Below are 20,783 nucleotides of genomic sequence, written 5' to 3'. Positions count from 1 at the left end.
AGCCACACTCCCGGGCCGCACACAGCCGTGCGGGCGGCTGCGCAGGGTCAGCGGCGTGCGCCCAGCAGGTGGTCCACGGCAAGCTGGTCGAGGTGTTCGAAGGCCATACCCCGAGCGGCGGCGGCCTCGACGTCGAACTCCTCGAACGCGCCGCGGTCGGTCAGCAGGGACCGGAGACCGTCGGCGGCGGTGGGCCGGGCCAGCTCGTCCAGCCGCGCCGCGCGGAGCGCCTCCCGGACCTCGGGATCGGCCCGGAACGCGGCGGCACGCTCCTTCAGGACGAGGTAGTTGCGCATGCAGCCGGCCGCCGACGCCCACACGCCGCCCGGATCCTCGGTCCGCGGCGGCTTGAAGTCGAAGTGCCGAGGTCCCTCGTAGCCGGCCGACTCCAGCAGATCGACCAGCCAGAAGGCGGACCGCAGATCGCCGGCGCCGAACCGGAGGTCCTGGTCGTACTTGACACCGGACTGGCCGTTGAGGTCGATGTGGAACAGCTTGCCCGCCCACAGAGCCTGCGCGATGCCGTGCGGGAAGTTCAGTCCGGCCATCTGCTCGTGCCCGACCTCCGGGTTGACGCCGTACAGCTCCGGGCGCGCCAACCGCTCGATGAAGGCCAGCGCATGGCCGACGGTGGGCAGCAGGATGTCCCCGCGGGGCTCGTTCGGCTTCGGCTCGATGGCGAACCTCAGGTCGTATCCCTGCGCCGTGACGTACTCGCCGAGCAGGTCGAAGGCCTCCTTCAGCCGCTCCAGGGCATCGCGCACGTCCTTGGCCGCGCCGGACTCCGCACCCTCCCGGCCGCCCCAGGCGACATAGACGCGTGCGCCGAGCTCCGCCGCCAGGTCGATGTTGCGGATGGTCTTGCGCAGCGCGTACCGGCGGACGTCGCGGTCGTTGGCGGTGAAGGCCCCGTCCTTGAACACCGGGTGCGTGAACAGGTTCGTGGTGGCCATCGGCACCTTCATGCCGGTGGCGTCCAGGGCCTGCCGGAACCGTTTGACGGCCGCCTCGCGCTCGGCCTCGCCCGAGCCGAAGGGGATCAGGTCGTCGTCGTGGAAGGTCACTCCGTAGGCGCCCAGTCCGGCCAGGCGCTGCACCGTCTCCACCGGGTCCAGGGCAGCCCGGGTGGCGTCCCCGAACGGGTCCCGGCCCTGCCAGCCGACGGTCCACAGACCGAACGTGAACCTGTCCTCGGGGGTGGGCTGGTAGTTCATGCCGCGGCTCCTTGCTCGCTTCCGGCTCGCTCGTCGGCCACTATTTCGTCATGACGCTTTACAAATTAGTATGCGGGCGCATCGCTGGGAAGGGACAGGGTGTCCTCGAAGTAGAGACCCCGCAGAGCCGCGGAAGAGGGAGAGTCCGATGTCAGCAGCCGAGGGTCCGCTCGTCGTCGGCGTGGACACATCCACCCAGTCCACCAAGGCCCTGGTCGTCGACGCGGCGACCGGAGAGATCGTCGCGAGCGGCCAGGCACCGCACGCCGTGTCCACCGGGGCCGGTCGCGAGAGCGACCCGAGGCGGTGGTGGGACGCCCTGGTCCAAGCGCTGGCGCAGTGCGGGGAGGCGGCGCACGAGGCCGCCGCCGTGTCGATCGGCGGACAGCAGCACGGCCTGGTGACTCTGGACGCCCAGGGCGATCCGGTGCGGCCCGCCCTGCTGTGGAACGACGTCCGCTCGGCGCCGCACGCACGCCGTCTGGTCGGGGAACTGGGCGGGCCCAAGGCGTGGGCCGAGCGGACGGGCAGTGTGCCCGGTGCCTCGTTCACGGTCACCAAGTGGGCCTGGCTGTCCGAGCACGAGCCGGAGGCGGTCCGCGCCACGCAGGCCGTACGGCTCCCCCACGACTACCTCACCGAGCGTCTGACCGGTCGGGGCACCACCGACCGCGGCGACGCTTCCGGCACCGGCTGGTGGGCCACCGGGACGGAGGCGTACGACGAGGAGATCCTCGCGCGCGTGGGGCTCGATCCGGCGCTGCTGCCCAGGGTGGTGCGTCCCGGCGAGGTGGCCGGCACCGTCCGCGACAGCCACGACCTGCCCTTCTCCAAGGGCACGTTGGTGGCTCCCGGAACCGGCGACAATGCCGCCGCCGCGCTGGGCCTCGGGCTGCGGTCCGGGGTGCCGGTGATGAGCCTGGGGACGTCGGGCACGGTGTATGCGGTGTCGCAGCGGCGGCCCGCCGACCCGACCGGCACAGTGGCCGGCTTCGCCGACGCGCGCGGCGACTGGCTCCCGCTGGCCTGCACCCTGAACTGCACGCTCGCCGTCGACCGGGTCGCGGCGCTGCTCGGCCTGGACCGCGAGGCCGTCGAGCCCGGCACCGGCGTCACACTGCTGCCCTATCTCGACGGCGAGCGCACCCCCGACCTGCCGAACGCCTCCGGCCTGCTGCACGGGCTGCGCCACGACACGACCGCCGGGCAGCTGCTCCAGTCGGCGTACGACGGCGCCGTGCACTCGCTGCTCGGGGCACTGGACCGGGTCCTGGACACCGACGCGGACGCCTCCGCGCCGCTGCTGCTCATCGGCGGCGGCGCACGCGGCAGGGCCTGGCAGGAGACCGTACGCCGGCTGTCCGGTCGCCCGGTGCAGATTCCCGAGGCCCGGGAGCTGGTCGCCCTGGGCGCGGCGGCTCAGGCGGCCGGACTGCTCACCGGCGAGGATCCGGCGGCGGTCGCCCGGCGCTGGAACACCGCCGCCGGTCCGGTACTGGAGGCGGTGGATCGAGATGAGGCGACGCTGAGCAGGATCGCCGGGGTACTCTCCGACGCGGCCCCGCTGCTGGAGCGGGGCACGGACCCCCGCTGACGGGCCGCAGTCCGCTCCGGGCACCCGGCGCGGACACCGACACCGGGCGAGGACCACGGACACCGGGCGAGGACCCGAGGACACGGGCCAGGGCCGAGGAGGCATGACAGCACCGCGGAACCAGGCGCAGGAGGCCCGTACCGGGCCTGCCCTGCCGGACACCCAGCAGGGCATGCGCCGCCGCAACCTGGCGCGGGTGATGCACACCGTCAGCTCCGAGGGGCCGCTGTCCCGGGCGGCGGTCGCCTCACACATCGGGCTGACCCGGGCGGCGGTGTCGACGCTGGTCGACGAGCTCACCCGGGCCGGGCTGCTGGACGAGCTGGGGCCCGAGCGGCCGGGCCGGGTGGGCCGCCCGGGCTCGGCGCTCGCGGTCAGCGCGCACGGCCCGGCGGGGATCGGTGCCGAGGTCGGCGTCGACCACCTCGCGGCCTGCGTGGTGGACCTGCGCGGCCAGGTACGCGCGCGGGCGGTGCGGTACGGCGGCAACCGGGGCCGTTCTCCGGGGCCGGTGGTCGAGCAGCTCACCGGCCTGGTGCGGCGCGTCGTCGCCGAGGCGGAGCGCGAGGGCCTGTGGGCGGCCGGGCTCGCGGTGGCGGTGCCCGGCCTGGTGGCGCGGGACGCCCGGACGGTCGTACGCGCCCCGAATCTCGACTGGCACGATGCGGACCTCGGGGCTCTCCTACCGGTGGGCGTGCCGCTCACCGTGGACAACGAGGCCAACTTCGGTGCGCTCGCGGAGCTGTGGCTGGGCGACGGCATGCCGCCCGACTTCCTGCACGTCTCTGCCGAGATCGGTATCGGCGCGGGGGTCGTCGTCGACGGCCGGCTGCTGCGCGGCACCCGGGGTTTCGCCGGCGAGCTGGGGCATGTGCCGGTGTTTCCGGACGGCCCGGAGTGCGCCTGCGGCGGGCGCGGCTGCCTGGAACAGTACGCCGGCGAGGAGGCGGTGCTCCGCGCGGCCGGTCTGGCGGCGGGCGAGGGCCGCGTGGATCTGCTCGCGGAGCGCGCCGAGGCCGGCGACCGGGACGCTCGCCGGGCGCTGCACGACGCCGGGACGGCGCTGGGCATCGCACTGACCGGAGCGGTCAATCTGCTGGACCCGCAGACGGTGGTGCTGGGCGGGGCGCTGGCCGGGCTCGCGCCCTGGCTGCTGCCTCCGCTCCGGGACGAACTGACCCGGCGCACGGCGGGGCCCGCCTGCCCCGTGTCGGTGTCGGCGCTGGGGCCCCGAGGGCCGCTGCTGGGGGCCGCGCACTCGGTCGTGCGGGCTGTGCTGGACGACCCGATGGCGGTGGCGGAGCGGCCCTGAGCGGTCGGCGCCGGACGCCGGCGTTCATCACTTGATCACTCGATCGAGTGAGCGAGTTGTCCACAAGGGTGCGGTCGTCCACCGAATCCGGATGTCTCCTGCTGCCCAACCACCCGTCGTCGTAGCGTGAGTTCCGTCGCCGCGGGCCCTCGGTACAAGGGGTCCGGGCCGCTCAGCACTCCGCTCCTCTGCCGAACGCTCCGCCGTCAGGAACCGCCCAGCCCACCCTCCACCCTCCCTTCCCAGACCTCCACAGCACGAAAGGCGACCTCCCATGGAACGAGCACGACGGGAACGAGCACGCCCGCTGCCCAGCCGACGGCGGCTGCTGACCGGTGCCGCACTCGCCGCCGTCCCTTCCGCCCTGCTGTCGGGCACCCGGGCCGAGGCGCAGCCCCGGGCCGGCGGCTACCCGCCCACGGAGTGGCATCCGGCAAGCAGCTCCAACTACACCGCGTCGAGCCGTCCCACCGCCCACCCCGTCGACTACGTGGTCATCCACGTCGCGCAGGAGACCTACGCCGACACCCTGGCCGTCTTCGCCGACCCGCGCTCGAAGGTGTCCGCACACTATGTGGTCCGCTCCGCCGACGGTCATGTCGCCCAGTGCGTCCGCGAGGCCGACATCGGCTGGCACGCGGGGAACTGGGACTACAACACCCGCAGCATCGGTATCGAGCACGAGGGATGGGTGGACCGTCCGGAGTACTTCACCCACGCCATGTACGAGCAGTCCGCCAGGCTCACGGCGGCGATCTGCACCAGGTACGGCATCCCCAAGGACCGGGCACACATCATCGCGCACCACGAGGTACCGGGCAGCGACCACACGGATCCGGGCCCGCTGTGGGACTGGACGCGCTACATCAGACTCGTCAACTTCGCCTGACTGTTCGGGTGTGCACCACGGTCGGGTGACCTGGCCGGTCGAAGTGGTTGTCGGCGCTCCTCCCCCGAGTGACGATGTCCGCGGCAGCGTCGCCGTCCGGGGAGGCCGAGTTGAGCGATCCATGGGTGGCTCTGGAGCCGGGGGCGGACCCCGTCGAGCACGCGCGTGTGCTGCGCCGCGCGCACGAGACGTTCACGGCCGCGGGCACCGTGCCGCTGCCGGTGCGTTCGGTGGTGGCGGAGTCGTGGCGGCGCTCCGTCCGGGCGGGTGTCGGTCCGGACGGCACCGCCGACGTGGAACTGGGGGACGACGACCTCGGCGCCTACCGGGCCGAGCATCCGCTGGCTCGGGTGATGCCCCTGGTACGGGAACTGATGGGCACGTTCGCCTCCGACGGGGAGCATCTGCTGGCGGTGTGCGACGCCCACGGCAGGCTGCTCTGGGTGGAGGGCCATCCGGCCACCCGTCGGCGGGCGGGGCGGATGAATTTCGTACCGGGTGCGCGGTGGGCGGAGAGCGCGGTCGGGACCAATGCGCCGGGCACCGCGGTCGCCGTCGACCGGCCCGTGCAGGTCTTCGCCGCCGAGCACTTCGTGCGCCGGGTGCAGCCGTGGACCTGCGCAGCGGCTCCGGTGCACGATCCGCGCACCGGGCGGGTGCTCGGGGCCGTCGACATCACGGGCGGGGACCGGCTGGCCCATCCGCACAGTCTGGGCTTCGTACAGGCGGTCGCCCGGGCGGCAGAGTCCCAATTGGCCCTGCTGACACCGCAGCGGCCGGCCGACGAGGCGGCCGAGCTGACCGCCCTGGGACGGGATGAGGCGTGTGTGGCCATCGGTGGGCACCGGGTCCGGCTCAGCCGACGGCACAGCGAGATCGCGGTGCTGCTCGCCCGCCACCCGGAGGGACTGACCGGTGACGAGTTGCTGTGCGCGCTGTACGAGGACGAGAGGGTGACGCCGGTGACGCTGCGCGCCGAGCTGGCACGGCTGCGCCGGACGCTGGGGCCCGGCCGGCTGGCGTCGCGCCCGTACCGCCTCACGGTACCCGTCGAGTCCGACGTCGCCGTCGTCGAGCGGCGGCTGCGCGCCGGTGCGGTCACGGCCGCGGTGGCTGCCTACGGCGGGCCGCTGCTGCCCGGCTCCCAGGCGCCGTCGGTGGTCCGGCTGCGGCACCGGCTCGCCGACGGACTGCGGCACGCGCTGATCACCGGCGGTGACCCCGATCTGCTGGCCGACTGGGCGCATGCCCCCTGGGGCGAGGACGACCTCGACGTCTGGCGCGCCCTCGCCGCGGTGCGACCGACCGCCTCGGTCCGGGCCCGACTGGCGGCGCTGGAAGCGGAACTGGTGGCTCCGCACGTCCGTTGAGAGGGGTGCGGTCGCTGCAGGCGGCAACCGTGCGAGGGAAGACCGGAACCGGTGAGCCACGGCTACCGCCGGGCCGGCGAAGCGGGCGCCGCCCGGCACACGCACCCCCGCAGACCGAACCCCACGCCCGGCCTCCGGCGTCCCGGCCCGCCGAGGTACCGCGGCCGGCGCAACGTCCCTGCAACCTCGCGGTCCCTAGCCTCGCGGCACGAGCTGCCCCCAGGGCGGGCAGCGCTCGACGAGGAGGCACATCAGCATGACCCGTTACGCGGCGCCCGGCACCGACGGCGCGATCGTCTCCTACCAGTCGCGCTACGACCACTTCATCGGCGGCGAGTACGTGCCGCCGGTACGCGGGCAGTACTTCGAGAACCCGACACCCGTGAACGGACAGCCGTTCACGGAGATCGCCCGCGGTACCGCGGAGGACGTGGAGCGGGCGCTGGACGCGGCGCACGCCGCGGCACCGGGCTGGGGCCGCACATCGGTGACCGAACGCGCCGGCATCCTGCTGAAGATCGCCGATCGCATGGAGGCCGGTCTGGAGAAGCTGGCGGTCGCCGAGAGCTGGGAGAACGGCAAGCCGGTACGGGAGACCCTGGCCGCCGACATCCCGCTGGCCATCGACCACTTCCGCTACTTCGCCGGCGCGATCCGGGCGCAGGAGGGTTCGCTGAGCGAGGTCGACGACGACACGGTCGCGTACCACTTCCACGAGCCGCTCGGCGTGGTGGCACAGATCATCCCCTGGAACTTCCCCATCCTCATGGCGGCCTGGAAGCTCGCCCCCGCCCTCGCCGCGGGGAACACGGTCGTCATCAAGCCCGCCGAGCAGACCCCTGCCTCCATCCACTACTGGATGAGCCTGATCTCCGATCTGCTCCCGCCGGGCGTGGTGAACATCGTCAACGGCTTCGGCGTGGAAGCGGGCAAACCGCTCGCGTCCAGCCCGCGGGTGGCGAAGGTGGCGTTCACCGGCGAGACCACCACCGGGCGGCTGATCATGCAGTACGCCTCGGAGAACATCAAACCGGTCACGCTGGAGCTGGGCGGCAAGTCGCCGAACATCTTCTTCGACGACGTCTGGGCGAAGGACGACGACTTCCGGGACAAGGCGCTCGAGGGCTTCACCATGTTCGCGCTCAACCAGGGCGAGGTGTGCACCTGTCCGTCCCGGGCGCTGGTGCAGAGCGGCACATACGCGGAGTTCGTCGAGGCGGCGGTGGCCCGCACCGAGCTGATCACAGCGGGCCACCCGCTGGACACCGGCACGATGATCGGCGCACAGGCGTCCAACGACCAGCTGGAGAAGATCCTCTCCTACCTTGACGTCGGTCGGCAGGAGGGCGCGAAGGTCCTCACGGGCGGTCAGCGCATCGAGCACGACGGCGAGTTGAAGGGCGGCTACTACGTGCAGCCGACCGTCTTCGAGGGCCACAACCGGATGCGGATCTTCCAGGAGGAGATCTTCGGCCCGGTCGTCTCCGTCGCTTCCTTCGACGACTTCGACGACGCGATGAAGATCGCCAACGACACGCTGTACGGCCTGGGAGCAGGGGTGTGGACGCGGGACATCAACACCGCCTACCGCGCGGGGCGCGCCATCCAGGCGGGCCGTGTCTGGACGAACTGCTACCACGCCTACCCGGCGCATGCGGCGTTCGGCGGCTACAAGCAGTCGGGCATCGGGCGGGAGACACACCGGATGATGCTGGAGCACTACCAGCAGACGAAGAATCTCCTGGTGTCCTACTCCCCGAAGAAGCTGGGCTTCTTCTAGCGGCCCGGGAAAGGGCGCCGGGCAGGGCAGATGCCCAGCAGACGCCCTCCCCTCGCTGCTTCCGGACGACTTGGCGGACACCGCGCGGCTGCCTGGCGGCCACCGAGACCCGGTCATTCGGAGTCGCTGTGCCTTCGGCGGCAGTGCCGTGTACCGCCCGGTCCGCCGTCGCAACCGATGACACGGGTTTCACCTTGCCCTGGAGCACGCCGCCGTCCGTCGGTCCCGGCGGGTGGCGACGTCGCTCCCGGCGGCGGTCATGCCAGCTCCAGGACGAGCTTGCCGACGTTCTCCCCGCGGAAGAGCATCTGCAGCGTCTCGGGGAAGTCGTCCACGCTCCCCGTCACCACATGCTCCTTGACCTTGATGCGGCCGGCGCCGATCCAGGCGGAGATCTCCTGCGCGGCCTGCGCGTAGCGCTTGGCGTAGTCGAAGACGACGAAGCCCTCCATGCGGGCGCGGCGCACCAGCAGGGTGAGGTAGTTGGACGGGCCCTTGACCGGTGCGGCGTTGTTGTACTGGCTGATCGCACCGCAGACCACGACGCGCGCGTGCATCGCCAGCCGCGTCAGGGCCGCGTCGAGGATGTCACCGCCGACGTTGTCGAAATAGACGTCGATGCCGTCGGGGGCCTCCCGGCGCAGCGCCTTCCTGACGTCCTCGGCGCGGTAGTCGATCGCGGCGTCGAATCCCAGTTCGTCGACGAGCATGGCGCACTTGTCCGGGCCTCCGGCGATGCCCACGACCCGGCAGCCCTTGGCCTTGGCGATCTGACCGGCGATGGTGCCGACCGCCCCGGCCGCACCGGACACCACGACGGTCTCGCCGTCCTTCAGCGCACCGACGTCCAGCAGGCCGAAGTAGGCGGTCATGCCGGGCATACCCAGCGCCCCGAGGTAGGTCGAGGGCGGGGCGAGGGAGGTGTCGATCTTCAGTGCGCCCTTGCCGTCCGAGACCACGTGTTCCTGGACCCCGAACGTGCCGACCACGTGATCGCCCGGCTGGAAGTCGGGGTTGTTGGACGCGGTGACCTCGATGACCGATCCGGCGCGCATCACCTCCCCGATGCCCACCGGCGGCAGATAGGAGGGACGGTCGTCCAGCCAGCCCCGCATCGCCGGGTCCAGGGAGATCACGCGCGTCCGGCCCGCGAATCGGCCCGGGCCCGGCTCGTCGACGGGTCCCGCAAAGTGCTCCCAGTCATCGGGCTTGACCTCGCCCACGGGGCGGGCTGCCAGACGGATCTGGCGGTTGGTCGCAGACATCGCGCCTCCTGTCGCTCACGGCTTCGCCGCATGGTACCGACCGGTAGGTATGTCGAAGTGTGTGATGTTCGCCACAGGGCAGGCCGTACGGCCTCGAAATGCGAGGCACAGCGCCCCCATGGACATCCCAACCAGCCGGTGCTGCGCGCCGCCCCCGCCGGAACTCGTCCCCGCCGACCGTCACTCGTCCGATCCGCAGCGGAAGGCCCCGGCGATGACGTTCGCCGGCGAGAACCGGTACCCGTCCCCGGACACGGGTGACGGCCGCCCCACGCCGAACCCCGGTGGTACGCCCACCGGCACCTGATGACGTCGGCTGCGAGCATCTCGCCGAACACGCGACCCCTTTCGGCCACGCCGTCGTCGAAGCCTGCCTGCTCAAGTTCGGCCGACCGCCGGCCCGTACCCGGAAGCCGAGTGACGGCTCGTCTCCGGACGACCACGCCCGCGGCGTGGTGGATGCCGCCACGGATCCAGCAGCCGGCAGCCATGGTTGCGAGGGGACCCACTCGGCTCCTCGGCGCTCGGGCGGTTTCCGCCCGATGCAGCGTGCCGTCTCTTTCCGGTCATTCCCCTACCGGTCGGTAGACACGAGGTTCCCTGAATGGAACGCTCCCTACAGAGCAAGCCGGCTCACCCGCCGTTCGCCCTCCGCCATCCCCGCGGCTCCGGCCCGCCTCGCCGCTCCGGCGCACTCCGGAAGACGCCCCGCCGCATCTCGCAACCGAGCCGCACCCCGCACCGGCACAAGACCCTCGTACCAGCCGAGTCACCCGCTCTCGCATCAGCCACAAGCCCTTCCCCCTTGCTCGCCGAGAGGAGTTCATGTGATGCACATCCGAACCGGTCCGGCTGCACTGGCCATCGCCCTCGCCACGGCAGCCGCACTCGCAGCCCCCACCGCCAGGGCCGCCGCGCCCACGGACGACGGACCGGCGGAGTTCACCGTGGACACCACGTCCGATGCGGTCGACACCGATCCGTCGGACGGCCTGTGCCGCACCGCGTCGGGTGCCTGCAGCCTGCGCGCCGCGGTGATGGCCGCCAACTCCCGCCCGGGCAGCACCATCACACTGCCTCCGGGCCACCACCGGCTGACCATCCCACCCGATCCCCGCCTGATCACCGGAGACAATCCCGACCCGACCACGGGCGACCTGAACGTCACCGCACCCACCACGATCCGCGGCTCCGGCGCGCGGACCACCGTCATCGACGCCAACCGCCTCGACCGCGCCTTCCGCATGCAGGCGGACACGACGCTGTCCGATCTGACCATCACCGGTGGAGTGGCCAGGCAACGCGAACTCCCCATCACCGACACCGGTGGCGGCGGCATCGCCAACGGACACCGCCTGCTGCTGCGACGGGTCGCCGTGACCGGGAACTCCGCGGGCTACGGCGGTGGCATCTTCAACGTCCCCGGCTCGCACCTCGATCTGATCGACAGCACCGTCAGCGGAAACAAAGCGGGAGAGGCCGGGGGCATCAGATTCGACGACAGCGGCACCGTGACCAACTCCACGGTCGCCGACAACCACGTGACGAATCCGGGCGACCGCCCCGGCAGCCTCGCCGGATACGGCGGAGGAATCGACATCCGCGGACTGGAGCCCGTTGCGATCGTCAACTCGACGATTTCCGGGAACAGTTCGAGTGACGGCGGAGGCGGGATCAACATCGCCCCCGCCTACCTCGACAGCCTGCCCTTCCCGATCCCCGACATCGTCGATCTGCCGCTGGGGCGGCTGACGTTGCGCAACTCCGTCGTGGCCGGGAACACCGTCGACGGCAAGGCGGCCGACTGCAAGAGGGCCTTCGCCGCCATCGTGTCGCAAGGCCACAACCTCGACGGTGACGGCAGTTGCCGACTCACCGCCGCGGGCGACCTGCCCAGCCGTGCACCGCTGATCGGCCCGCTCGCCGACAACGGCGGCCCCACGGACACCGCCGCGCTGCTGCCGGGAAGCCCCGCCCTTGACGCAGCGGTCGACTGCCCGGCCACCGATCAGCGCGGAGTCTCCCGCCCCCAGGGCACCGCCTGCGACATCGGCGCCTACGAGCACACGCCATGACCACGCCACCCGCGCCGGCATCAGGAGATGCGATGAGCTCACCGAGCCTGCGCACCACCCTGGCCCGCGCCGTGACCGCGGTTCTGGCCCTGCTGCTGTCCACCCTCGCCGCTCCTCCGCCCACGGCCCGGGCCGATGCCGCTCCCGGCTCCCTGGTCGTGCGCACCGACCGCGGCTGGGTGCGCGGCGCGGCCCACCGCGACGGCGGCCGGGTCTTCCAGGGCATCCCCTTCGCCGCTCCCCCGACGGGTGAGCGGCGCTGGCGTCCCCCGGGGCCGGCCGGACGATGGTCCGGCGTACGCGACGCCACCGCACCGGCCGACCCCTGTCCCCAACCGCCCCTGACACTGCTCCCCGACGGCGGCCCCGTCCTGCCCGGCGAGTCCAACCGCACCGGCAGCACGACGGAGGACTGCCTGTACCTGAACGTGTGGACACCGGCCCGCACCGGCGTCCGGCCCCTCCCGGTGCTGGTGTGGCTGCACGGCGGCGGCAACGCCTTCGGCGCGGGCAGCGACTACGACGGCTCCGCGCTGGCCGCGCACGGCGTGGTCGTGGTGACCGTCAACTACCGTCTGGGAGCACTGGGGTTCCTCGCCCACCCCGCTCTGTCGTCGGAGAGCAGCGACCAGGCATCCGGCGACTACGGCCTGATGGATCAGCAGGCCGCGCTGCGCTGGGTTCGGCGCAACATCGACGCCTTCGGGGGCGACCACAGCCGGGTGACCCTGGGCGGCCAGTCAGCCGGATCGGCGGACACCTGCGCCCACATCGCCTCCCCGACCGCCAGAGGCCTGTTCCAGCGGGCGATCCAGCAGAGCGGGAGCTGCGCCTCGGAAGGCGGTCCGGCACCGCTGACGCTCGGCGCGGCAGAGCAGAAGGGAAGCGACTTCGCCGCCTCGGTCGGCTGCCCGGACCCGACGACCGCAGCGTCGTGTCTGCGCGCCCTGCCCGCCACCGAGTTCCTTCGCGGCGCCGGGACCGGGGCGGCCTCCTTGTGGAGCCCGAACACCGGGCCACGTGTCCTGCCGCGCCCTCCGCACCAGGCGTGGGCCGAGGGCCGGGTGAATGCGGTCCCGACCCTGAACGGCAACACCCACGACGAGTACCGGTACTTCACCGCCCTGTACGTGGATCTGCTCGGCGGCGGCCCCCTCACGGACGCCTCGTACGCCGCCCTGATCCGGCTCCGGCACGGCGCCCGCGCGGCAGCGGTCCTCGCCACGTATCCGGCCGCGGCATACCCGTCCCCCAACCTGGCCTATTCCGCCGTCAGCACCGATCAGCGGTTCGCCTGCCCGGCTCGGGCCGACAGCCGGCTCTACGCCGGCCGGGCGCCCGTGTACGCCTACGAGTTCCACGACCCCCAGGCACCACCGTTCATCCCGGCCCCCCACACGCCACAGGGCGCGTTCCACGCCTCCGAACTGGCCTACCTCTTCCCCGTTGACTCCCTGCACCTGACGCCCGCCCAGCAGCGGCTGTCCGCCACGATGACGGCGTACTGGGCCCGGTTCGCCGCCACCGGCGACCCCAACGGGCGCGGCGCCCCCGCCTGGCCCCGCTACACGGCCGAAGGGGACGGCATCCAGGTACTGGCGCCGGACCGGGTCGCACCCACGAAGGACTTCGCGACCGACCACCGCTGCGCGTTCTGGCTCCCCTCCCTCACCTCGCGGGAGTCCGGGCGATGACATCGAGTCGCCTGCGCCGCAACGCGACCCCACAGTGCCCGAGACGTTCCTGGAGAGCGCCCCGCACGTCGGCCTGTGCCCGGTCGGTCGCCCGGCACACGTCCAGTCGTCATTCCCCGTACTCCCCGTCCGCGACGCCGCAGGAAAGGGCTCCCCCGCCCGAGGATCCGCGCGCCGGAGCGTTGTGGTGGGCCGCGAGCGCCAGCAGGGCGACGCGCAACGGCCTGGTCTCCAGGACGACGCCCGGTTCGAACCAGCGGGCGACGGCGGTGCCGCTCGCCAATCTGAGTGTGAAGCGCGCCAGTTCGTCCGCAACCTCCGGGCGGTCATCCAGTCCGAAGACGGCGCTCAGCGCATCCCGGGCCCAGACCACCAGCGCGTCGCGGTAGTGGTGCACCTCGGCCACGGCCGCCGCGCTGGCGTCCTGCTGCACCATGCCCAGCCCCAGCAGCAGTTTCAGACCGTGCGGGTGGCGCCGGAAGGCGTCCTCGACCTCCGCGAGGAAGGCGTCCAGGCGCTGCGCGACGTCGGCGCCCGGCACCTCGACCGGTGGCAGGGCCGCCAGGAGCTCGATCCTGGCGCGCTCCAGCACCGCGACGTAGATCCCGTCCTTGCTGCCGAAGTGCCAGTAGATCGAGCTGGGCGGCAGACCGCACTCGGCCGAGATCATGGAGATGGACGTGGCGGCGTAGCCGTACCGCGACATCAGTTCGGCGGCGGTGTCGAGAATCGCGTCGCGGGACCGTGCGCCGCGGTCCGGGGCCGGTGCCTGTGTCATGCCGCCGACTGTAGGCGAGAAGCCGGTGCCCGATCGGCCGCGCGGAACTTCTCGGCATCACATCCGGCCGTGTCCGGCGGCCTTCGTCGGCCGAGAGGAGCCGGCGCCGCAACGGACACCTCCCGGCGCCGGGGTCCACCGCCGTGCCGCCCGGGAACCGGCCCGCGGCTGTGCAGCCCCGAGACATACCGGGCGCGACGACATCCTGGGCGCGGTGCCGGACAGTGACGGATGCCGTCGGCGGGCGGCCGTCACTGTCCGAAGAGCCGGGTGCCCAGGCAGGACCGGCTGCCGGGAAATCCGTTCGCGCGCCCCGCCACCGGCCTGGGAGACCACGACGGAGATCGCTCCACGCACCATCAGCCGCCTGTCCACTCCTCCTGGCGCCCGCTCGGTGAGGTCGACGCAGGGTGCTCCACCACCGTCTGCTGGTATCCGCCCGGAGACCACATCAAGTCCGAAACGTGATCCACGACGGACTTACTGACATCCCAACCAGTCGGTATGGTGCGCCGCCTGAAGCATTCTTCTCTGTTCACCCTCACGGATTCGAGCCGTAGCGGAAGGCCAGGCGATGACGTACGCCGACGAGAACCGGTACCGACCATCAGCACCTGCGGGATGGCCGCCGCCGCACTCCGAACGCCACGGGATCCCCTCCGGACCCGAGGCACACGGGCAGCGTCCGTGGCCGGAGCCGTACGGCCACGACGCCCCGCGATACGACTCGTACGGGCGGCACGCCACCTGGGACGCCGCCCACGCGCAGGAGATTCACCGGCCCGACGCCGACCTCACCGCCCTCCGCGCGGCCTACCGTCTGCTCCGGCGGATCTCCACGCTCACCGCCCTCGGCTCCTTCGTGGTGTACGTCATGCTGTCCTGCTACACGCCCGGCCTGATGGCTTCCAAGATCAGCGGAGAACTGAGTCTGGGCATGGCCTTGGGAGTCCTCCAACTCGTCGTCGTCTTCGCGGCCGTCTCCTGGTACGGACGCAGCGCACAACGTTCGGTGGATCCGCTGGCCCGCGCCGTCAGGGAGCGGACGGTCCCCGCCGGCCGGAACGCGGGGGCGGCGAGATGACCGACTTCAGCTCCGGGACGCAGGCCATCGTCCTGGTTCTGTTCACCACGCTGGTCACCGTCACGCTCTTGATGGCCGTCATGGCGGGACCGGACCGGGACGACCTGACGAACTTCTACACCGGTTACCTGTCTCTCACTCCGCTCAAGAACGGCCTGGCGATCGCGGGCGACTACATCTCCGCGGCCACGGTGCTGAGCACGACCGGCATCGTCGCGCTCACCGGATACGACGGCTATGTCCTCGCCGTCAGTACCGCCCTGTCCCTGGTGCTGCTGATGTTCCTGCTGGCCGAACCTCTGCGCAACGCCGGCAGGTTCACCATGGGCGACGTCCTGGCCCGTCACATGCCCGGACGGGCCGTGCGTATCGCTGCCTGCCTGGTGACGCTCTCGGCGACCGTGCCCTTCCTGGTCGTCCAGCTCTCCGGAGCCGGGTCGCTGCTCACCTTCATCCTGAACATCCCGCACGCGGCGGGCGGCAGGACGGCGTCCATCGTCATCGTCGGCACTCTGATGATCATTTATGCGGCGATCGGCGGTATGAGGGGCACCGCGCTCATCCAGATGATCAAGATCATAATCCTCCTGGGCACCAGCATCGTGGTCGCCGCTCTCGTACTGAACCGCTTCGACTGGAGTCCCGGCGCCGTCCTCAGGGCCGCCCAGCACGGCAGCGGCGCGGGCCCCGCCTACCTTCAGCAGGGCTTGCAGCTCGGCACTTCGGCCGGTGGCCGGCTGGACTTCGTCAGTTTCCAGATCACCGTCATCCTCGGGGTGGCCTGCCTGCCCCACATCACGATGCGCCTGTACTCCGCGCGGGACGTACCGGCCGTGCGTCGCTCCATGTCATGGGCCGTGGGCACCGTCACCACGTTCTGCCTGCTCGTGATCATCATGGGTACGGGCGCGGCGGCCCTGGTGGGGTCGCAGCACATCACCGCGGCCGATCCGCACGGCAGGACGGCGGTGCTCATGCTGTCCCAGATGCTCGGCGGAGCCCCCGGCTCCGCAGGCGCGACGATGCTCTACTCGGCCGTGGCGGGCATGGTGTTCATCACCCTGCTGTCGTCGGTCGCCGGGATGACCCTGGCGGCGGCCTCGTCACTCGGCCACGACCTGTTCGCCCATGCCGTGCGGCGGGGACAGGCCGAGCCGCGTACCGAGATGACGGTGGCGGGGTGGGCGAGCGTGGTCGTGGGGATCATCGCCATCGGGCTCGCCACGGCGGTGCAGAACCGGGACGTCGGGGTACTGACCACTCTGGCCGTCTGCATAGGAGCATCGGCGGTGGCACCCGCGCTCACCTACTCACTGTTCTGGCGAGGGTTCACGCGCACCGGCCTGCTCGCCACCCTCTACGGCGGCGCGGCCAGCGCCCTGCTGCTCATGGTTTTCTCCCAGGCCGTTTCGGGCACGCCGTCCGCCGTCTTCCCGAACGCCGACTTCGACCTGTTCCCCATGCAGACCACCGGACTGGTCTCCATCCCGCTCGGCTACCTCGCGGGCTGGCTGGGCAGCCGCCTCGACCACCGGCGCCGCGCCGCCGACAGCCGTGAACACCGGCGCCTGTACGAGGAGGGCGAGGCACGGCTGCTCGCCGCAGCCGAGTGACCAGGGCGGCGCGGGCCGGGCGGCTCCGGGCGGCCCCACGCGCCGGCCGCGAGGACAGTCAGACGAGCGTGCCGGTCAACGGCTGTTCGGTCCACACGGTCTTGCCCTCGCGGGTGTAGCGGGTACCCCATCGCTCGGACATCTGGGCCACCAGGAACAGGCCGCGCCCGCCTTCGTCGGTGGTGCGGGCGCGGCGCAGGTGGGGTGCGGTGTGGCTGCTGTCGCTGACCTCGCACACCAGAGTCCGTTCTCGGACCAGGCGCAGGGTCGCGGGCCCGTCGGCGTACCGGTAGACATTGGTGACGAGTTCGCTGGCGATCAACTCGGTGGTGAACGCCAAGTGCTCCAGACCCCACTCGGTCAGCTTGGCCTTGGCCAACGCCCTGGCCCGGGCGGCGCCGGCAGGCCCCGGCGGCAGACGCCATGAGGCGACGTTGTCCGACGCCAGCACGCGCGTGCGGGCGATCAGCAGTACGACGTCGTCGCTGGGGCGCGAGGGCACAAGGGCGTCGACCACCGCCTGGCAGGTGCGTTCCAGGGCGCCCGCGGGGCGGGCGAGCGCTGCACACAGCTGCGTCAGGCCGACGTCGGCATCGATGTGGCGTTCGCCGAAGATTCCGTTGGTGTACAGGCACAGCAGGCTTCCCTCGGCCAGTTCGATCTCCCTGGCCTCGAACGGCAGGCCACCCAGGCCGAGCGGTGGTCCGGCGGGCAGGTCGAGCGGTGCCGCGTGCCCGTCCGGAGCGGTCACCACCGGCGGCGGGTGGCCGGCGCGAGCCACCGAGCACCGCCGGGAGACCGGGTCGTAGACCGCGTACAGGCAGGTGGCGCCGACGACCTGCTCGCCCACGGGCCGTTCGCCGGCTCCTTCCTGTTCGGCCGCCAGCAGGTTGACCAGGTCGTCAAGGCGGGAGAGGACCTCGTCCGGTTCCAGGTCGAGGCTGGCGAGCGTGTGGACGGCGGTACGCAGCCGGCCCATGGTCGCGGCAGCATGGATGCCGCGCCCCACCACGTCTCCGACGACGAGTGCGACCCGGGCCCCGGACAGGGGAATGACGTCGAACCAGTCACCACCCAGCCCCGGACCGGCGCTGGCCGGCAGGTACCTCAGGGCCACCTCGACGGCCGACTGGTCCGGAACCGCCCGGGGCAGCAGGCTGCTCTGCAAGGCGAACGCGGTCTGCTGCTGCTGGGTGAAGCGCCGGGCGTTGTCGATGGCGACGCCGGCGCGCGAGGCGAGTTCCTGGGCGAGGGTGAGATCGGCCGCCTCGAAGGCATCGGGGCGGCGCGAGCGCCACAGGGTCATCACGCCGAGCACCAGCCCACGCGCGGCGAGAGGTACCACGATCAGGGAGTGGGAGCCCGGATCCGGAGCGTGGGCACCCCGGCGGTCTTCCGCCGAGAACCAGTCGGGCGGGACAACCGGCTCCAGGACGGGCCGCCCCTCGGCCAGGCAGCCGGCCTGTGGCGTATCGGGCCCGAACGCCACGGGCTCGCCCTGGGGGTGGGGCGGGCCGGGTTGCTGGGCACCGACACTGCAGGTCCCCAGTCGGACCACGGCACCCCCGAGGGCGCGCGTCGGTTCCTCACCGCGCGTCACCGGCTGGAGCAGGTCCACGGACGCATGGTCTGCGAGGTGAGGCACCGTCACCTCGGCGAGTTCCCTGGCAGTCTCGGCCACGTCGAGAGTGGTTCCGATACGGCTGCCGAGCTGGTCGAGAAGGGCGAGCCGACGCTGGGCCCGATGGCGTTCGGTGATGTCCTCGATCATCTCGGCCACACCCAGGATGCGGCCGGAGGGACCTTCCATCCGGAAGGAGGAGACCAACGCGACCCGCTCGCGTGTCGGCTCCTGCTCCAGGCGGACGAACTGCTCCGAGTAGACCAGGGGCCTTCCGGTCTCCATCACCTGCCGCACCCGGTCCACTGCCATGCGTGCGTCGTCGGGGAGGAGCATCCAGCCGGTGGGCAGCCCCTCGAAGTCCGCTGCCGGGACGCCGCTGAACCGTTCGATGGCACGGTTGACGCGGAGAATCCTCAGGTCGGGGCTGTGGATGACCAAGCCGATCGGACACTGGCGGTACAGCCCGTCGAGAACCGCGCGGTCCCTCTGCCATGCGAGGACGTCACCCGCAAGTGCCCCGGCAAGGAACCATTCACGGGCCCGGCCGTCGCCGGACAGTTCATGAGCCCTGAGCCCCAGCTCCACGGGCCGCCCGTCCCGGTGACTCAGTCTGAGGACGCCGGCCCAGCCGCCGGCACTGCGGCAGTTCGCCGCGGCCGCGACGACAGCGGGCAGATCAGAAGGATCGACAAGGACCTCGGACGCCGGACGACCGATCACGGCTGTGCCCTGGTAGCCCAGCAGTTCCTCGGCCCGCCGGTTCCATCCGACCACTACTCCCCGGTCGTCGAGCACCGCCGAGGCAGCGAGGTGCGGGGCGAACGGATCGTCGTAGCTTGCGCTGAGCTCCGTCATCCGCTTCTCCACCACTGGCATCACCGTGTACCCGGCCGCTGACGTCCTGCCGCGGGTCCCGACGGTGGCCGGTGACCGGCACGACGGCGTCCGTGGCGGTGGCTCGGCGTTCCCGAATGCACCTGACCTGCTGACGTTGCAAGCCTATGGCAATCCCGCGGAGGCCCCGGCCTCGCCCGCCGCGTGGCGTGGCGGGGATGAGGGAGGAGGGAGGAGGGATGAGGGATGGCGATGATGTCAGGCACGGGCGGCCCTCAGGACGAACCACCACGGGACTTCGCCCCGCGCCCTCCGGTGACGGGCGGGGGCGGTTCCGAGAGGGTCAGGGCACCGACCGGAACCGCCCCGTCGGCTCACTCCGCCAGCGGGCCGAACTCCTTACGGGTGTCCACCGGCTTGCCGAACAGCTGCCACCGCTCGCCCTCGAACCGCATCAGCTGCATCGTCTCGATCGGGAAGGCGTCATCGGGCCCGGTGGAGAGGGTGACCCCGGGGAGCAGCATGCCCACCTCGACGTCCTCGAGGTTGCGCACCGCGTCCCGCAGCCCCTCCCTGGTCGGGCACTCCATCGCGTCCAGGGCCTTGTGCAGGCTGGAGGCGGCGGCCCAGCCGTAGGCGTTGAACTGGTTGGTCGGGTCGGAGTCGGGCGTGTACTTGCGCAGGGCGGCCTGGTACGTCTTCATCTCCGCGTCGTCGGCCCACTGCGGATCGGCGGGGTCCTTGAAATAGGTCGCCGAGACCACGCCCTGGACGTTCTCGAACCCGACGGGCTTGAGCACGGTGGCGGACGAGGACACGTTGTTCACGATGTGCAGCGGGTTCCACTTGGTGTTCCTGGCATCGGCGGCGAGGGCCTGGCTGCCGAACTTCGGCGTGGTGATGTCGAGCAGCACATCCGCCCCGGACCGGGCGAGGCTCGTCATCTGCGCCGAGACGGAGGGGTCGGTGACCTCGTAGCTCTCCTCGGCGACCACCTTGATGCCGCTGCCGGCGACGGCCTCCTTGAACCCGCCGAGCAGATCCTTGCCGAAGTCGTCGTTCTGGTAGAGGACGGCGACCTCGGCCTCCGGCTTCTCCTCCTTGAGGTACTTGGCGTACACACGTGCCTCGGCGATGTAGTTGGGCTGCCAGCCGGAGGTCCACGGGTGGTCACCGTCCGTGCCCCAGACGGAGGCGCCGGTGGCGACGAAGGGCTGCGGCACCTTGCGCTTGTTGAGGTAGTCCCAGACGGCGGCCGTGGACGGGGTGCCCAGGGTCTGGAAGACGGCGAAGACCTTCTCCTGCTCGACGAGTCTGCGGGCCTCCTCGACCGCCTTGGGCGGCTGGTAGCCGTCGTCACGGACGACGAACTCCACGGTGCGGCCGTCTATGCCGCCCTTGTCGTTGACGTGGTCGAAGTAGGCGCTCACGCCGTTGCTGATCGTGCCGTACGCGGAGGCCGGTCCCGACAGCGGATAGATGCCGCCCAGCTTGATGGACTTGTCGGTGATACCGGTGGTCTGCTGGCCCTGGCACGCTCCGTCGGCGGCGGCGTCCTTCTCATCCTGCCCGCGCTGGCTGTTGCAGGCGGTGGCGAGAAGCAGGGCGGCGGACGCGGCCGCGGCCGCCCGCAGAGTGGTCGTCATGCGCATGTGGT

The 20,783-nt window shown here is 71.8% G+C and carries 14 protein-coding genes; 9 read left to right on the top strand and 5 right to left on the bottom strand.

The features are described from left to right. Nucleotides 1–47: 47 nt before the first annotated feature. The gene (gene xylA, locus V5O46_RS10910) at nt 48–1,214 is read right to left on the bottom strand and encodes a xylose isomerase (protein WP_332884322.1); all 1,167 of its coding nucleotides are present in this window, start codon (nt 1,212–1,214) and stop codon (nt 48–50) included. A gap of 148 nt (nt 1,215–1,362) precedes the next feature. Here xylA and xylB point away from each other — a divergent pair, with 148 nt between their 5' ends. From xylB to exaC, 5 genes are all read left to right on the top strand, one after another. Continuing rightward, nucleotides 1,363–2,808, top strand: a complete 1,446-nt coding sequence (xylB, locus tag V5O46_RS10905) for a xylulokinase (protein WP_332884321.1) — start codon at nt 1,363–1,365, stop codon at nt 2,806–2,808. A gap of 103 nt (nt 2,809–2,911) precedes the next feature. After that, nucleotides 2,912–4,120, top strand: coding sequence for an ROK family transcriptional regulator (locus V5O46_RS10900; protein ID WP_332884320.1), 1,209 nt, complete (start codon nt 2,912–2,914; stop codon nt 4,118–4,120). Between the two features lie 274 nt (nt 4,121–4,394). Beyond that, nucleotides 4,395–5,009 (top strand): N-acetylmuramoyl-L-alanine amidase, encoded by a 615-nt coding sequence (locus tag V5O46_RS10895; protein ID WP_332884319.1) that lies wholly within the window; start codon nt 4,395–4,397, stop codon nt 5,007–5,009. Between the two features lie 74 nt (nt 5,010–5,083). After that, on the top strand, nt 5,084–6,379 hold the full coding sequence (locus V5O46_RS10890; protein WP_408648958.1) for a GAF domain-containing protein: 1,296 nt from the start codon (nt 5,084–5,086) through the stop codon (nt 6,377–6,379). Between the two features lie 256 nt (nt 6,380–6,635). Next, nucleotides 6,636–8,159: an acetaldehyde dehydrogenase ExaC gene (exaC, locus tag V5O46_RS10885; RefSeq protein ID WP_332884317.1), complete on the top strand. Its 1,524-nt coding sequence runs from the start codon at nt 6,636–6,638 to the stop codon at nt 8,157–8,159. Nucleotides 8,160–8,416: 257 nt separating this feature from the next. On the opposite strand, the gene V5O46_RS10880 is transcribed toward exaC, so the two are convergent. Further along, nucleotides 8,417–9,424, bottom strand: coding sequence for an NADP-dependent oxidoreductase (locus V5O46_RS10880; RefSeq protein WP_332884316.1), 1,008 nt, complete (start codon nt 9,422–9,424; stop codon nt 8,417–8,419). Between the two features lie 830 nt (nt 9,425–10,254). On the opposite strand from V5O46_RS10880, the gene V5O46_RS10875 reads away from it, so the two are divergent. After that, nucleotides 10,255–11,499: a choice-of-anchor Q domain-containing protein gene (locus tag V5O46_RS10875; protein ID WP_332884315.1), complete on the top strand. Its 1,245-nt coding sequence runs from the start codon at nt 10,255–10,257 to the stop codon at nt 11,497–11,499. A 32-nt stretch (nt 11,500–11,531) separates the two neighbouring features. Further along, nucleotides 11,532–13,193, top strand: coding sequence for a carboxylesterase/lipase family protein (locus V5O46_RS10870; protein ID WP_332884314.1), 1,662 nt, complete (start codon nt 11,532–11,534; stop codon nt 13,191–13,193). 109 nt (nt 13,194–13,302) lie between these two features. Here the strand turns inward: V5O46_RS10870 and V5O46_RS10865 are convergent, their stop codons facing one another. Further along, nucleotides 13,303–13,971 carry a TetR/AcrR family transcriptional regulator gene (locus V5O46_RS10865; RefSeq protein ID WP_332884313.1) on the bottom strand — a complete coding sequence of 223 codons (669 nt, stop codon included), beginning with the start codon at nt 13,969–13,971 and terminating at the stop codon, nt 13,303–13,305. Nucleotides 13,972–14,545: 574 nt separating this feature from the next. Between V5O46_RS10865 and V5O46_RS10860 the strand changes: the two genes are divergently transcribed. Both V5O46_RS10860 and V5O46_RS10855 read left to right on the top strand, forming a co-directional pair. Further along, complete coding sequence (locus tag V5O46_RS10860) at nt 14,546–15,055, top strand: DUF485 domain-containing protein (RefSeq protein WP_332884312.1); 510 nt, start codon at nt 14,546–14,548, stop codon at nt 15,053–15,055. Then, on the top strand, nt 15,052–16,668 hold the full coding sequence (locus V5O46_RS10855; RefSeq protein WP_332884311.1) for a sodium/solute symporter: 1,617 nt from the start codon (nt 15,052–15,054) through the stop codon (nt 16,666–16,668). Before V5O46_RS10860 ends, V5O46_RS10855 begins: the two co-directional genes overlap by 4 nt. A 58-nt stretch (nt 16,669–16,726) precedes the next feature. Here V5O46_RS10855 and V5O46_RS10850 read toward each other — a convergent pair whose 3' ends face one another. Then, nucleotides 16,727–19,147 (bottom strand): SpoIIE family protein phosphatase, encoded by a 2,421-nt coding sequence (locus V5O46_RS10850; RefSeq protein WP_332884310.1) that lies wholly within the window; start codon nt 19,145–19,147, stop codon nt 16,727–16,729. Between the two features lie 353 nt (nt 19,148–19,500). Beyond that, nucleotides 19,501–20,778: an ABC transporter substrate-binding protein gene (locus V5O46_RS10845; RefSeq protein ID WP_332884309.1), complete on the bottom strand. Its 1,278-nt coding sequence runs from the start codon at nt 20,776–20,778 to the stop codon at nt 19,501–19,503. Between the last annotated feature and the right edge of the window lie 5 nt (nt 20,779–20,783).

The organism is Streptomyces poriticola (assembly GCF_036689765.1).
GTDB lineage: Bacteria > Actinomycetota > Actinomycetes > Streptomycetales > Streptomycetaceae > Streptomyces > Streptomyces poriticola.
Note: the sequence above shows the minus strand (reverse complement) of the source record. Positions and strands in the feature narration are given on the sequence as shown.